We start from the raw sequence: 13,552 nt of genomic DNA, 5'->3' as shown, positions 1-13,552 counted from the left end.
GGTGGCAATGGAAGCTGGAATGGTCTCCCGTTTCGGCGCTGCCGTTTCCGCCGCAGCTCCCGCAAGCCCCGCGATGGCTTAATCCCATTTGACTGCAGGATTGACCAACGGCCTGATTTTATTGCCGATCGGTCGCAAAATGGCCATTGGGAAGGCGATCTCCCTTTCTTCGGGCACGCCCTTGGGAACGCCAATGTCACCTCGCTGGTTGAGCGGCAAGAGCCGCTATACGTGATGATTAAGAATGGCAGCCGCCACTCGTAGCCGATCATCGGGACGGGAAGAGGTCGAACGTGATTTGGCCGTCGATCTGTCGGTAGGGAAGGCCCCCCTGCTTTTATCCGCCGTTCAAGGAGAACGAGATCGATGCCGAGGATTTCAGCCGCTCGCTGCGGTGTGATCTCCCGAAGAGCGCACGGAGGCGGCGGGCCATCCGTGCCGAGCAGCCGTTCTCCATTCCCGAATTCGACCTCAAGGCTTTCGATCAAAGCCCGCTCGCCGTTGGTCAACTCGTCTTGCCAGATGAACCGCCAGTTGGCCCGATACAAACGCCCACGCCGTCTCGCGATCGATGAGGCGAGCCAGGTCCCTATTCCAGCAAAGCCCCGCGGGGCCCGGGAAATCAGCAGGGGCGATTTCGTCTGTCATGGCGTTAGCCTTTGCCGAGATCGTTGACTTCCACGCCGAGGGCGTCTGTCAGGGCCTGTTTGCCGTTATCAGGCATCAGAGCGATGCCTGCCGCAGGCCTTTCCTGCTACGACGGCCCCCGTTCCCATGAGGCTCCTGAGGCAATCCGACAGGTGCTAACCAGTGGTAGGAGATCTCCAGAATTGCAGTTGCACAGCGGTAAGGATCAGACCCGGAAAGATGCCGAGGCCGAGAAAGGTGGTGCCAAACAGGAAGACGCTGGTGATCAAAAAGGATTTGGTTATCCAGTAGGGCCAGTAGGGGTCGTTATCCCAAAAAAGCCCGTGGGCGATGACAGCATCGATGAAGATCGCGCAAAGGCCGACAAGAACGGCAAATTTGACTGTGTCCTTGGCGAGTAGAAACATGGTCGCCACTCCTGTAAGAACTTCGACAACCGCCGCTTGTTCACCTAATCTTTCGGCCGTAGCTTTGTTCCTCCGAGCGCGTCTGCATGAGCCCACGGCTGGGGTGGTCAAGTCTGCTCGCCGCAACAGGCGAATGGCTGAGACCGGATCCGACGTGGCGCACACGTGAGCGGCTGACCGAGAAGCAGGAGCCCGAACGCAGCGTGCGTCGTGCGGCCAATTTTTGATATAGAATGGTTTTCACCAGCGGCTATTGATAAGGGCGCCGCTGGCTAAAAGACGGCGGCTTTCGCCCCAGCACGGGAGCCTCTGCATGTCTGGTTTCGGCGACTTTCACCAGCTACCTCTCCGACCAGAGGACCTCTCTATGCTTCAGAGCAATTTCGACGCGGAGGTGGACGCGAGGCACCTCCGCGTCAATAGCGAACACGCGGAGAATCTCGCACGTAAGCTTAAGAATTATTCCAATCAGGCATCAGACGCGAGGACGCCCTGCGCGAATACATGAAGGCGGCGTAGTTCGGCGATCCCCTGTGATCTGGATGCTCCCTCCTCGCACCACGTCGGCAGCAAACGCCAACGTGGGACCTAGCCGCGTGGTGCATCCTTTCCGTGCTGGTCTTGGTCCGCTTGGAAGGCCTCACGGAGGGGAGGGCGATCACTAAGTTCGCCTCCAGCAGGCTGTCAAGCGGACGACGAGTTACAGTTAACGCTAATTTAGTTATTAGCGTCAATGCTTCAGCGAGTTGTCAATGTGGTGCCGCTCTCGAACCGGAGACCTGAATGAAACGCCCGAGTATCAAGCAGGCCCTGACTGTCGTGCTGTGCGTGATCTGCGCCTTCCTCGTCGGCCTATCCTACACATCTCTCAGCACGATTTCGACACTTAACGCCAACACCGACCAGATTGGTGGTTTCTGGATCAAACGTCTGGTCACTGCCAAGGACGTCAAGGGAGATTTTTCCGATCTGAAACTGGCATATGCGCGCTATCTCCTGGAAACAGGCTCGGAGCGCCGGTTGATGGAGGCAAGTCTCGCGGAAAAAGCAAGCGCTTCGGTTGATCATTCGATCGAGGAATATGTAAGAGGCGTCCGGACGGAGCGGGGCCGCGAGTTGATCACCAAAGTGGAGACGGAGCTCAATAAATACCGGCAGCTTGCTCAGCAGCTGATGCAGCTGCAGGAGAATGGTGGGAGCGCCCAGGCAATCAGTTTCTTCCGAGAGAAGATGGAGCCGCAGGCAGATCTCATGAACAAAGAGATTGCGGAGCTTGTGGCCTTCATTGTCGGGCAAACTGAGGCCTATGTAAACACGAGCAGCGCAACGGCGAGCCACGCTTTCAGAGTGACCGCAGTGATTGCCACTCTTGCGATTCTCGTCGCCTTGGCCGGAACTGCGTTTGCTGTCGGCGGCATCGCCAACCCTATCCGCCGGATTGCGTCGGCCATGAAGAACCTGTCTGATGGGAATTTGCAAAGCGAGGTTCCGTATTTTGGTCGCTCGGATGAGGTCGGCGAAATGGCGGGTGCCGTAGAGGTGTTCCGCCAGAACGCCATCAACGTCCTTCGGTTGGAGCAAGAGGCGTCAGCCTCAAGGAGCCAAACGGAAATGGCGCGCGCGGCCGCACAGGAGCGGGCGCAACGTGAGGCCGACCAGCTGCGGTTTGCGACGACAAGTCTCGGCGACGGGCTGAAACGGCTTGCGGCAGGCGACGTCTCGTTCCAGCTCTCGGAACCGTTTGCGGCCGAATATGAGCCATTGCGTGATGATTTCAATGACTCACTCAAGCAGCTCGGTGCAACGATTGGCAGAGTGCTCCAGACTGTCCACAGCATAGACAATGGAACACGGGAGATTGCTTCCGGTGCTCAGGACCTTTCCAAACGCACCGAACAACAAGCCGCGGCGCTGGAAGAGACGGCCGCGGCCCTCGATGAAATCTCCGCGAACGTTACGACTGCGACCAAACGCACGGACGAAGCACGCAGGGTAGCTGTGGAGGCCAATGCCAGCGCTCAACAGTCGACAATGGTGGTGACGAAAGCCGAACAAGCAATGCGGCGGATTGAGGACAGCTCACAGCAGATTTCCAATATCATCGGCGTAATCGACGAAATCGCCTTTCAGACCAATCTGCTGGCACTGAATGCCGGTGTAGAGGCCGCTCGTGCCGGGGAAGCGGGCAAAGGTTTTGCCGTCGTTGCGCAGGAGGTGCGTGAACTCGCCCAGCGTGCGGCGACAGCCGCGAAGGAAATCAAGGGATTGATCCGGGCATCATCCGCCGAGGTTGCCGGTGGCGTGAAGCTAGTCCTTGATACCGGTTTGTCCCTGAAGTCGATCGGCGATCACGTGGACCAGATTAATCGTCTCATGGATGCTATCGCCACCTCGGCGCGTGAACAATCTTCGGGCCTTGCAGAGATCAACACCGCCGTGAACCAGATGGACCAGTCGACCCAGCAAAACGCCGCAATGGTTGAGGAGTCAACGGCTGCTTGCGCTTCGTTGTCCTCCGAAGCGAGTAGGTTGCGCGACTTGGTCAATCAATTTCAGCTCGACAGTGGTGGCACTCCGGTGGATACCCTTCGAAACATTCGGCCAGTGAGGACAATGCAGCTCGGCTGCCAGACCTGCTGCGTAGGGTAAAAGCGCCTAAGCCCCAATTGGATCGGCTCAAGTCTACAGGAGCGGCTCTCTACCGAACTGGATTTCCCGAGAAGGAAGAAGCTGGAGACAACGATGAAGAAGACACCATGGCGGCGCATCAAGCGACCAGCCGCGGTGACCTTGACGAGCGCACCTGACTGACCAGGGAATGGGAGGGCGGCGACGGCGACGACTTCCTGTCCGGCGATTTTGGTGACGACCGCCTGCTTGGCGGCGCCGGCGCTGACGATCTGCGGGGCGAAGCTGGAGCCGACGATCTGAGCGGCGGCGGCGATGCTGACATCTTCCAGTGGTCCGTCTCGTCCCTTGAGACCGACAGCGTCGACCGCATCGCCGAATTCAGCGCTTTGGCGGGCGACATCCTAAGCTTCGCCATCGACGCCGATGGCGAGATCGCCTCAATCCGCAGCTACGCGGGTTCCTGGCGGCCTCGCATGACACGCAGGACGGCGTTGTCGTCACGCTCGACGGTTCAACGATGCCGGCATCCTGATCGAGGGCGTCACCCTCGCGGAGATTTCGGCCGAGAACCTGTCCTTCACCGAGTTCTACTATTGAGGCGCATGGCGGTGCCCGGCTCCCGCGAAAGAACCGGGCATGTCAATCGGCGTTGGGGCACACTTGCGGTCTTCACGGCTCCAAGCCGCTTCTTCCTCGTTCCGCTCTCGCAACTTTTCGCGATCGTATGATCGTTAACGGAGTTAACTCGGGAGGCTGCGGCTTTGCCGCGTTTGGCTCAGCTCTTGGTTCAAGAGGTTGAACGAGCCAAACGAAGTACATCGCGGTTCAAGGGCTTAGGGCGATTATTCTATCGATTTGGCGCAAGATTTTTGGCTCATGATTGCTGGATAGGCTCCTGTTTGCGCCAAACTAGGGGAGGCTGTAACGTGTACCACTCCGAACACCCTCCGGCTTCAATCTGCCGTCCCTAACCAACTGTTCTACACTTCTTCGAATCCGGGACCGCGGGATCTCCAGGCCAACCCGTTTGTGGATGTCCCTTATCTTTGATTCCGGATACCGCCCGACGTCTTCAATGATAAGGGCGAGCAACCTGTGCGGTTCGATGCGTTTCAGGGTCGTTCCGCCGATGAAATCGTGGCTGCGCAGCAAGGCTGGATCTACAAAGTAGCGCGTCGCTTGTGTTCGCCCAGCGCTTTGCACCAGCTGCCACTCCAATAAGCGCTTAATCCACGGCCGCAGCGCCTCAGTTGAAGGAAGCTCAAGCTGTGCGGCAAGCTCGCGCGCTGTCAGTGCATCATGTTGGGCTAGCAGGCCGAGGGCAATGCGCTCGCGTTCGGTGAGTTGAAAAGCCTCGTCTGCTTTAGCGATGAAGTCGATAATCTACGGCTTCAGGATACGCTTGCGAATGGTACTTGCACACGATCGTGCCCTCGACCAGTTCCGATGGTGTCTCCAGATATGCTGTATTCGGATGCACGCTGTTCACCGCCTTATCGGTCGACCCCAATGCCGCAATATTTCAGGATTGGCGAATAAAGCAAAGCGCCGCCCGGAGTGGACGGGCGGCGTTCGAGACGGGCTGAAACTTGGCGCTTACTTCGTCAGGCGCGCAATCATCGCGGCAGCTTTTTGGCCGATCTTCTCGAATTCCGAAACGAGCGCCGCCGCGTCGTCGGCTTCCTTGTAATGATCCAGCGAAGTAGCGCAGGCCTTCAAAAGATCCTTGCCCCGTTGCGGCGCCATGAAGGCCACGGTGAAGACCGCGATGCCGTTGTTTTTGGCCGTCGTGCAAGCCGCCTTGGTGACGGAGTCCGCCTTTTCCAGGTCACGGGGCGAGGTCTTGCCGTTGTAGCTCGTGTTTTCGCCGTCGGTCATGAACACGATGTACTTTTCCGGAGTTTGCCCGTTCTTGGCCAGATGTGCCTCATTCTCGCCGTCCAGCAGCAATTCCTCCACGGCTGCAGCAAAGGCCGAGCTGGAATCGGTCCCTCCGGTTGCGTCGAGGCCCTGAACGTGAGCTGACGCATTCTTCGTGCCCCAGGTCAATTTCGAGGCCCTGTCCTGCCTGTCGTTGTAGGACGCCGCGCCCGCGCGGAGGTACTCGTTGCCAGGATCCATTTTTGCCAGGGGCGTGAACAGTTTTTCAACAGCCGACTTCAGGGTGGTGATCTTGTCGACGTAGCATGGGCTGGTCGCCCTCACGTTCGAATTTCCCCAGTTCGACGCCGTCCAGTTGATGCATCTGGGGCGGCTCGTATCGACGGTGTCGGTTTTCCATGCCATCGAGCCCGAGCGATCGAGTACGAGGTACATCGAAATGGCGTTCTTGCTCTCGGTTGCGCTTGCTGCCGTCGACCGGGTCTCAAGTTCAATGGATTCCTTGCCCAATAGGCGCGTCATGGCGTTGAACTGCAGCAGGTGCTTGTTCGCCACGGACACCTGGAACGATTTCCCCTTCGTGCCATTCGTCGTTTCGACGATAACCACTTCCGACGTATTGACGTCGTCCCAACTCGGTTCGGTCGATCCTGCGGCGGCCATGGTCCCCACGGCCTCCCCCGGAACGTCTGCCGAACTGGTGGCAGCCATCTGCGTCTTCAGGAACTTGCGTGCGATCGCCTTCGCTTCTTCGATGTCCGGTCTCGCATCGGAAACGAGCGCGGAAGCCGCCGCGAGCGCTGCCGCGTCGGTTGCGTCCTGAAGTTGGTTCTTGGTCATCAGCATGTTGGCGACATCGACGGACACTCCGCCGACGGCCAGGAGCAGCGGCGCGATCAGCGCCGTCATCATTCCGAAATTGCCGCCCCGATCCCGCAGCATCGCCAAGAAGGATCGGCCTATGGTTGATCGTCTTCGCATCTGTGAACCCCCCAGCAAATACATTGCAAGCCCGGGGCGACATTATCGGCGATAGCTTACGGCCAGGTTCAGCCGCTTATTTCAGTTTTAGCGATTCGTCGGAAAACCCGTTGTTATACTGTGAGCCGAGGGCATCCGACCGCCTGAAAATGGAACAGGATGTGCCGCCTCGGGTCATCTGACAGGAATTACACCGACGGCCTGTCGCGTGGTCTGGCTTCCATAGCTCTTGAGCACGCCGATACCGGTGCCACGTCACCATAGTCGCGCCGTGGTCGATGGGGCGCGACGTGTGTTCTGGTAATGGCCGTTCTTTCGTTCACACCGCTTGCTTGACAGGCGATGGGGCGTCCAAATGAAACTTATCCAGAGTTGGCCTACTTAGTTTTCGGTCTGCCGCTGGCGGTTGGGGGTATCAGAAATTTGTTGCAAACATTTCAGTCAGTTCGGGAAAGCGCCGGATTCCTCCAGCCCCCGAAGTAGTTGCTGGGACGTCAGCGGTCGATCTCGCATCAGGTCAAGTAACTTCAACGCGGCAACGACGCCCTCGGCACTGTTTGGGTCTCGTTCGTGCAACGTGCCCAATCGTTCAGCACGTCCCGCATAACGGCAATGTCGTCTGGTCTGTAGCTGCCCTTGAACGTCGTCGTGACCCTCCCTGCCAGACCATAGTTGATTCCAGAAGATTGGGGAGTTCGCAATGACTTCACAGACCTTTATACGCCATCAGATGCTCCCTCGGGCGACCTTTACGGCCACCTCGGGGAACCGAGTGGAGTCCCGTGCGTTCCCGACCATCGAGACGGAAAACTCCCATGCACAATCAAAGATATAGCGTGAAGCGTGAGCAGGATGGGACCTGGACGGTCTTCGACGTCTTCACGGGGGAACCAGCGGTCTTGGGCCCCGACAAGCTCTCCTCGCAGCTCAGCCCTGAGGAGGCCAATGAGGTCGTGGGTCTGCTCAACCTTCTGGATGCCCTTAGGCGGGACATCTTAGAGCCCCCTCCGACGATCCATTAGGGAGGGTCTCGCCTATTCTCGATCTGCCGAACCTTGCGAAAGCCAAACGCGTAAATCACCCACTGAATTGAAACCGAGCGTCTTCATTTCTTTCAGTGAGTCACCTCTGTCGTAGCCAACCAGCGGCAACTTCGCCGCAAAGGCCAAAGCCGTTACCGAAACCGCTTCCCGAATGGCAGGAGCGGTTCCTTCCAAATTGAAGATGTTGGAAATCCCGACCACCTGGGCGGAACGGTTGGCGATGCAGCCAGCATCATAGCCATCGTCCGCCCGCCGGCCAAAGATTGCTACATCTTCATCACTAAGCAGCTCTGGCGGAAAGACCTGCACATCCGTGGGGCTGCCACCATTCTTCCAGGATCGCTCCCAACGAACCAGCGCTTCCGCATCGCGGATTTGGTGCCAGCCCGGCTGCAACGTTATCGTCAAGTCGCTGCGCTCAGCCCAAATCCATTCGGCCGAAAACAACACGTGAAAACCGTAGTTCGCGAGGTCAAGCCGGCCAAAACCGTCCTTTAGTGAGAATTGCCGTCCAAGCGTAGCCTGCAGCCGTAAGATCTCGGTCAGCTGCTTAGCGGCAGCGGCCGGATTGAGAGTGGTCAAATTTGAGTAGTACGGAGGCGCAACCGATTCGCTTGACCACAGGTCGCCATCACACTGATCCGGCAGGTTCCACGCCCTAAATATCGACTTGTACAAGTCAGCGTTATTGGCCGCACACAGCAGCTTCTTTTTTACATCGCCAACCACTCGGTTCATATTGCACCTGTCATCTAACTCGATTTGGAGGTTCCCCCGGTTCCTTTGGACGCCCCCTGGCGACCGATAACTTTCCGATCATCGGCATCGGCGCATCGGCCGGCGGCATACCTGCGATGGAAGGCCTCTTCAAAGGCCTTCCTGAAAAACCGAACATGGCCTTCATTATAGTAACGCATCTGAGCCCCGAGCGCGAAAGCCTGCTTCACCAGGTCGTGAGTCGCTACACGACAATGCCAGTCGCGGTCGCCGCGGACGGGATGGCGACTGAGCCGGACCATGTCTACGTGATGCCGCAGAATGCAATCCTGACGATCCATGAGGGGCGATTGCGGATCCGCCGCCCCAATGTCACAAACCGTGAGCGCAAGCCAATCGATATTTTCCTGAGTTCGTTGGCGGAGGACCAGGGAGAGCGCGCCGTTGGCATCATACTTTCGGGTGGCGACTCCGACGGAACGTTGGGGGCGAAGGCGATCAAGGAGCATGGTGGCTTCACCATCGCACAAGTGAAGGACGATTCGGGACCCCGTAATCCGGTATGCCGCAAAGCGCGATATCGAGCGGCGTGATCGACCTGGAACTGCCAGTCCACAGCATCGGCGAGAAGCTCATCGCCTTGGCGCAAAGCCTCGACGCACTTCGAAATTTTACGCTTGGCAATGGGGTTGAAGAAGCAGAGCTGCAGCGAGTCCGGTCCGAGATCTGTGAACTTCTCAGCAGCCACTCAGGGCATGATTTTTACGGCTATAAATCGAAGACGTTTCTTCGGCGTGTGAAGCGGCGTATGCAGATCCTGCAAGTCCAGAGCTTTGCTGACTACATCGACCGTCTGGAGGGTAGCCGGCGAGGTGATGAACCTGTTTCGAGATCTGTTGATCAACGTCACGAACTTCTTCCGCGACGCCGATGCGTTCAATGCCGTGCAGCAAACGGTCATTCCACGTCTGTTTGAAGGTCGCGGCGCGGGCGATACCGTACGCGTCTGGGTTCCCGGCTGCGCGACGGGTGAAGAAGTGTATTCGCTCGGAATTCTCATGCGTGAGCACATGGAGACACTCTCAAAGGTGCCGCAGGTGCAGATCTTCGGCACCGATACGCATCGATCAGGATGCTGTTGAGTGCGATGACCTGCACTGCGATTGTCGCACTCCGGCGATCATCGTTGAAATCATTCGCGAGCCAGCTCGGGTGACATTGCCGCGCACGAGTTGGGCCCAACGACCAGGATGAATGCGATTTCAGCGGCCCTCATCAAGGCCGAGTTCGCGAACCAAGCTCGGCCGCTCGAGCAGTGCGTCCATGTTTTTTCGCTCAGGGCCTCTGGAAGCGCGCTCAACCAAGCGAACGGAGTCATTCGAAGCGCCGGGCCGACAACGAGCCGGTGGTCAGCGCTGACAGTCGCTCGGCCGTCAGACTTTCGAGCAGGGCGGCTTCCATGCGCTGGCGCGCAATGGTCCGCGCGGCTCGGCCGACACCGCGCCGCGACACATTTAATGCATATACAGGAGAGGTTACGCTCGATCTCCCAGACCAAGACGCTACCTGGGTGTGTGCGGAATCGATCCATTTTGTTACCCTGCGCCGATACGCCGCTTTGACGAAAGGGGAGGGGTTCCGGCAGATTGAAAAATGTGCTACTGAGTAGCAAATCAGACTCAAAGGAGATAAACCGATGAGTGTCAAATCGTCGATCTCGCTGACCGACCAGCAGGACGCGTTTGCCCGTTCGCTGGTGGAGAGCGGCCGGTATTCCAGTATGAGTTCCGTTCTTCAGCAGGGTTTGGAACTGCTCCGCCAAAAGACGGAAACTGAGACCGTCGAAACGGCAGCGCTTCGCGAATTGGTCCAGCGGCGATTGAAAGGCCCCGTGATCTCCACGACGGAAATGGAAAGCCGCGTCGAGGCGATGATCGATCGGAAGCGGCGAGCTGTTCGTGTGGACTCTTGAATATTCCGAGGATGCCGAACGCGATTTCGAGTTGATTTTTGATCATCTCTTCGACGCCTATGTCGAACTCGGAGACTCACGTGCCGAGGCTTTGGAGCGTACCGCTGAACGGATCCGCAAATTGCGTGTCGAAATTGATCGTCTCGTCGATACGCCTTATATCGGGACATTGCGGGCCGATATTTACCCTGGGATGCGGCTTCTTCGGCGGGACAAGGCGGCTATTTGGTTTTTGCCGGTAGAAAGTAGTCGCACGATCCCTATTGCTGCTATTTTCTACGGCGCGCAGGACCATATCAGACATATGCTCGCACGTATGCTGGCGGGATAAGGTCCCTACAGCCTTCGTCAGATTGACCCGAATCTATCCCTTCGCCGCAGGTATCGGTGGGTCATTTCGGCCGAGGCACGGCCGAGTTGTTTTTGCACGTAGCGCTCGTCGACCTCGGCTGACAACCTGCGGATTCGGGGAACGGGCGAAAAGCCCAGGCCACCCGGTGCGATATGGAGTGAGGAAATTTGTCGGAAAGCGCTGCGTACCGATAGCGAGCGATGGGCAAGATACCATGGAATGGAGCTCTCTGCTGACCAGCAAAGCGTCGTCGCAATGATCAAAGTATTGGCTTGCGAGTGGCTTCAAAGATGTCCTTCCAAATATCAAATGTCCGACGCTTGTCGTGCACACATCGAAATGGACACGGCCCGAGAGCCAAATCCGAGATATCGCGAAGCTGATACCCAACAGCGAATTCAAGGTCGTTGATGCCGGCCATTACTCAGCACTCAAATCTCCCGATGAAATTTCCCCAGTGCTTCTCGATTTCCTGAAGCGCAACCGTGCTTGAGACCGCTTGATCGAGCGGAGGGCTACGGGAGCTACGACCGAGATCAGTCTTGCCGAACTCAATTCCGCTCCGCGTGCTCGACAATGTCACGCGCTGCTGCAAATGAGCTGCGACGGCGGATGCGATGCGCTCCTTCCATTGCAAGCCATTGCGAATAACTTCGTTGATCCCGCTGATCACCCGGCGATGGTCAACACGTAGCCTACGGCACTTGGGAAAGACTGATGCAAGACGCTCATCTGCTTACCACGCAGCGTCGGCAACCACGAGATTCAGACTGTCCATTGGCCGTTGAGATTCACAAACCTTCTCACATGCCGCGAGGCCTGAGCCTAGGTCCACCGCACCTTGATTGGAGCATTCTTTCCGCTTTCGTGAGTTCCAAAGAGTGCGGTTTCGGCGGTGAAGCTGGGTGAGTGAGTGAGTGAGTGAAAGAATGGCTCTGGAAAACAGGTACTTGATTGATGTCATCGCCAAACTGCCCGGTGCGCAAGCAAAAGCAGGCTGCTTGTTGCTTTCTGAACGGTCACGACCCATCACAACGGCTGGTCCATCAGGAAAATCGGGAGTGCTTGACCGACGAAAGAGCAACACGTCTCAAATGACCGCTCAGTTCCATAATTATCCTTATGTGATCCACTTGTGTAGCCGCAAAGTTAAACTGTCCTGTTTCTGCAAAGTTGGAATGTCACTCTCCCCGGGTTTTGATGACCTGGGAGATTGCGGATGGGATTGATTGCGATGAGCGAGCGTGATCTGCAGCGGATTGAGGTTTTGTCGAAAGTGATCGCCGGGCGCATGACGTTGGTTTCGGCGGCGCATGTGCTTGAGCTGAGCACCCGCCAGGTTCGCCGATTGCTGAAGCGGATTGAGACGAGCGGCGCGGCGTCGATCCGGCACAAGGCGATTGGCCGGCCATCGAACAATCGGATCAGCGACGGTGTTCGGGATTATGCAGTGACGCTCGTTCGCGAACGCTATGCGGACTTTGGTCCGAGCTTGGCAGCAGAGAAGCTTGCTGAACGCGATGGGTTGCGGGTATCGCGCGAGACGCTGCGCAGCTGGATGGCGAATGCCGGACTTTGGTTGTCGCGCAAGCAGCGACGGACGTTCCATCAGCCACGATTGCGACGCGAGGCCTATGGCGAGCTGGTGCAGATCGACGGGTCGGAGCATCGCTGGTTTGAGGATCGCGGGCCGCCGTGCTCGCTTTTGGTGTTCGTCGATGATGCGACGGGCAAGTTGATGCAGTTGCGGTTTGTGCGCTCGGAAAGCGCGTTCACTTACTTCGAAGCGCTGGCGCTGTACCTTAGGCATCATGGGGCACCTGTCGCCTTTTACTCCGACAAGCATTCGGTGTTTCGGGTGGCGAAGAAGGATGCCAAGGGTGGCCAGAGCATGACTCAGTTCGGGCGTGCACTTTGCGAGCTAAACATCGAGATTCTTTGCGCAAATTCCAGTCAGGCCAAAGGTCGCGTAGAGCGGATGAACCGGACGCTGCAGGATCGCCTGGTCAAGGAATTAAGGCTGGCGGGTATCGACGACATGGAGGCTGGCAATGCATTTCTGCCTGGCTTCATAGAGCACTACAACGCGCGGTTTGCGATCGTCCCTGCCCGACCCGATGATCTGCATCGGCCAATGAATCTGGCGCCCGATCGGCTCAACGAGATCCTGTGCAAACGCGAGCAGCGCTATGTCGGATCGCAGCTGACGTTTTCGTTCGAGCGCCAGCGGATCATGCTTGAGGAGACCGAGGTGACGCGCGGTTTGGCTGGTCGCTATGTCGAGACCTATGCCTATGCGGATGGTCGATTGGACGTGCGGTGGAAAGGCCATTGCCTGCCCTACCGGGTGTTCGATAAGAACCAGCGGGTGACGCATGCGGCGATCACCGAGAACAAGCGGCTGGGTGATGTCCTGGCCTACATCAAGGAACGTCAGGAGCAGCAGACGAAGCCGGCCGTGAAGACGAACAGCGAGAAGATTGGCTACAAACCGCGTGGCCGCAAGCCGGGTAAGCGGACGGATTTCACGAACGATCCAGCGGTCATTGCCCGACGGCGACAAGCGCTCTCTGAGCTCGATGCGGCGGAATGATCCGCCATCGCAAGGTCTCAAAGCTAAAGCCGAAGGGTGCCCTTCACCCGCCCCCTCCCTTCCCTTGCAACCCGATCCAGCCGGTCCGGTCGGGGGCTTGCCTCAGTGCCAGTGGGGATGTCGCGTGTCGCATTTCTAAATGGTTGGTGACGCACTCAAAGTGACATTTCAACTTTGCCCAACGGCGGACATTTCAACCTTGCCGCCACAACTTGTGTAGCAGCAGTTTACAGATGCGACATATGAGCCAGTTAGAGATGCGACAGTCGTCGCCTCTTGGGATGCTGGTCAAACGTCAACGTTTGGAAGGAAGACTGGCGACGTGAA

At 57.7% G+C, this 13,552-nt stretch carries 10 protein-coding genes and 4 pseudogenes; 9 read left to right on the top strand and 5 right to left on the bottom strand.

The window, feature by feature from the left end:
• Positions 1 to 33 precede the first annotated feature (33 nt).
• Positions 34 to 261 (top strand): annotated as a pseudogene (locus M1D34_RS27805) (IS30 family transposase); the annotation flags it as partial.
• Positions 262 to 803: 542 nt separating this feature from the next.
• On the opposite strand, the gene M1D34_RS27800 reads toward M1D34_RS27805, so the two are convergent.
• On the bottom strand, positions 804 to 1,055 hold the full coding sequence (locus tag M1D34_RS27800) for a hypothetical protein (RefSeq protein ID WP_498785915.1): 252 nt from the start codon (positions 1,053 to 1,055) through the stop codon (positions 804 to 806).
• A 783-nt stretch (positions 1,056 to 1,838) separates the two neighbouring features.
• On the opposite strand from M1D34_RS27800, the gene M1D34_RS27795 reads away from it, so the two are divergent.
• Positions 1,839 to 3,704 carry a HAMP domain-containing methyl-accepting chemotaxis protein gene (locus tag M1D34_RS27795; protein ID WP_498785914.1) on the top strand — a complete coding sequence of 622 codons (1,866 nt, stop codon included), beginning with the start codon at positions 1,839 to 1,841 and terminating at the stop codon, positions 3,702 to 3,704.
• A gap of 158 nt (positions 3,705 to 3,862) precedes the next feature.
• Positions 3,863 to 4,414 (top strand): hypothetical protein, encoded by a 552-nt coding sequence (locus tag M1D34_RS27790; RefSeq protein ID WP_498786264.1) that lies wholly within the window; start codon positions 3,863 to 3,865, stop codon positions 4,412 to 4,414.
• A 181-nt stretch (positions 4,415 to 4,595) separates the two neighbouring features.
• Here M1D34_RS27790 and M1D34_RS27785 read toward each other — a convergent pair.
• Both M1D34_RS27785 and M1D34_RS27780 read right to left on the bottom strand, forming a co-directional pair.
• Positions 4,596 to 5,116 (bottom strand): annotated as a pseudogene (locus M1D34_RS27785) (ATP-binding protein); the annotation flags it as partial.
• A gap of 166 nt (positions 5,117 to 5,282) precedes the next feature.
• Positions 5,283 to 6,515, bottom strand: a complete 1,233-nt coding sequence (locus M1D34_RS27780) for a vWA domain-containing protein (RefSeq protein ID WP_498785912.1) — start codon at positions 6,513 to 6,515, stop codon at positions 5,283 to 5,285.
• Positions 6,516 to 7,363: 848 nt separating this feature from the next.
• Here M1D34_RS27780 and M1D34_RS27775 point away from each other — a divergent pair.
• Positions 7,364 to 7,570 carry a hypothetical protein gene (locus M1D34_RS27775; RefSeq protein WP_498785910.1) on the top strand — a complete coding sequence of 69 codons (207 nt, stop codon included), beginning with the start codon at positions 7,364 to 7,366 and terminating at the stop codon, positions 7,568 to 7,570.
• A 12-nt stretch (positions 7,571 to 7,582) separates the two neighbouring features.
• Here the strand turns inward: M1D34_RS27775 and M1D34_RS27770 are convergent, their stop codons facing one another.
• On the bottom strand, positions 7,583 to 8,329 hold the full coding sequence (locus M1D34_RS27770; protein ID WP_498785908.1) for a hypothetical protein: 747 nt from the start codon (positions 8,327 to 8,329) through the stop codon (positions 7,583 to 7,585).
• Between the two features lie 116 nt (positions 8,330 to 8,445).
• Between M1D34_RS27770 and M1D34_RS27765 the strand changes: the two are divergent.
• The 3 genes and pseudogenes from M1D34_RS27765 to M1D34_RS27755 all read left to right on the top strand — a co-directional run.
• Positions 8,446 to 9,426: pseudogene (locus tag M1D34_RS27765) on the top strand (chemotaxis protein CheB); the annotation flags it as partial.
• A 578-nt stretch (positions 9,427 to 10,004) separates the two neighbouring features.
• Entirely contained in the window at positions 10,005 to 10,280 is a 276-nt protein-coding gene (locus M1D34_RS27760; protein WP_498785907.1) for a type II toxin-antitoxin system ParD family antitoxin, read from the top strand.
• Positions 10,261 to 10,611: a type II toxin-antitoxin system RelE/ParE family toxin gene (locus tag M1D34_RS27755; RefSeq protein WP_498786263.1), complete on the top strand. Its 351-nt coding sequence runs from the start codon at positions 10,261 to 10,263 to the stop codon at positions 10,609 to 10,611. Before M1D34_RS27760 ends, M1D34_RS27755 begins: the two co-directional genes overlap by 20 nt.
• A gap of 3 nt (positions 10,612 to 10,614) precedes the next feature.
• On the opposite strand, the pseudogene M1D34_RS27750 reads toward M1D34_RS27755, so the two are convergent.
• Positions 10,615 to 10,733 (bottom strand): annotated as a pseudogene (locus M1D34_RS27750) (integrase); the annotation flags it as partial.
• A gap of 828 nt (positions 10,734 to 11,561) precedes the next feature.
• On the opposite strand from M1D34_RS27750, the gene M1D34_RS27745 reads away from it, so the two are divergent.
• Together M1D34_RS27745 and M1D34_RS27740 are read left to right on the top strand one after the other, a co-directional pair.
• The gene (locus M1D34_RS27745; RefSeq protein WP_498785905.1) at positions 11,562 to 11,861 is read left to right on the top strand and encodes a hypothetical protein; all 300 of its coding nucleotides are present in this window, start codon (positions 11,562 to 11,564) and stop codon (positions 11,859 to 11,861) included.
• The gene (locus M1D34_RS27740) at positions 11,852 to 13,225 is read left to right on the top strand and encodes an ISNCY family transposase (protein WP_498781472.1); all 1,374 of its coding nucleotides are present in this window, start codon (positions 11,852 to 11,854) and stop codon (positions 13,223 to 13,225) included. The genes M1D34_RS27745 and M1D34_RS27740 overlap by 10 nt, the downstream gene beginning before the upstream one ends.
• Positions 13,226 to 13,552 lie beyond the last annotated feature (327 nt).

Source organism: Ensifer sp. D2-11, assembly GCF_054161295.1.
The sequence above is the reverse complement of the archived record's forward strand: the minus strand, read 5'-3'. Positions and strand labels throughout refer to the sequence as shown.

Bases quoted from the DNA above. Each gene is read 5' to 3' on its own strand.
- M1D34_RS27795 (WP_498785914.1), top strand. From the start codon at position 1,839: ATGAAACGCCCGAGTATCAAGCAGGCCCTGACTGTCGTGCTGTGCGTG.
- M1D34_RS27740 (WP_498781472.1), top strand. From the start codon at position 11,852: ATGGGATTGATTGCGATGAGCGAGCGTGATCTGCAGCGGATTGAGGTT.
- M1D34_RS27760 (WP_498785907.1), top strand. From the start codon at position 10,005: ATGAGTGTCAAATCGTCGATCTCGCTGACCGACCAGCAGGACGCGTTT.
- M1D34_RS27770 (WP_498785908.1), bottom strand. From the start codon at position 8,329: ATGAACCGAGTGGTTGGCGATGTAAAAAAGAAGCTGCTGTGTGCGGCC.
- M1D34_RS27800 (WP_498785915.1), bottom strand. From the start codon at position 1,055: ATGTTTCTACTCGCCAAGGACACAGTCAAATTTGCCGTTCTTGTCGGC.
- M1D34_RS27745 (WP_498785905.1), top strand. From the start codon at position 11,562: ATGGCTCTGGAAAACAGGTACTTGATTGATGTCATCGCCAAACTGCCC.
- M1D34_RS27775 (WP_498785910.1), top strand. From the start codon at position 7,364: ATGCACAATCAAAGATATAGCGTGAAGCGTGAGCAGGATGGGACCTGG.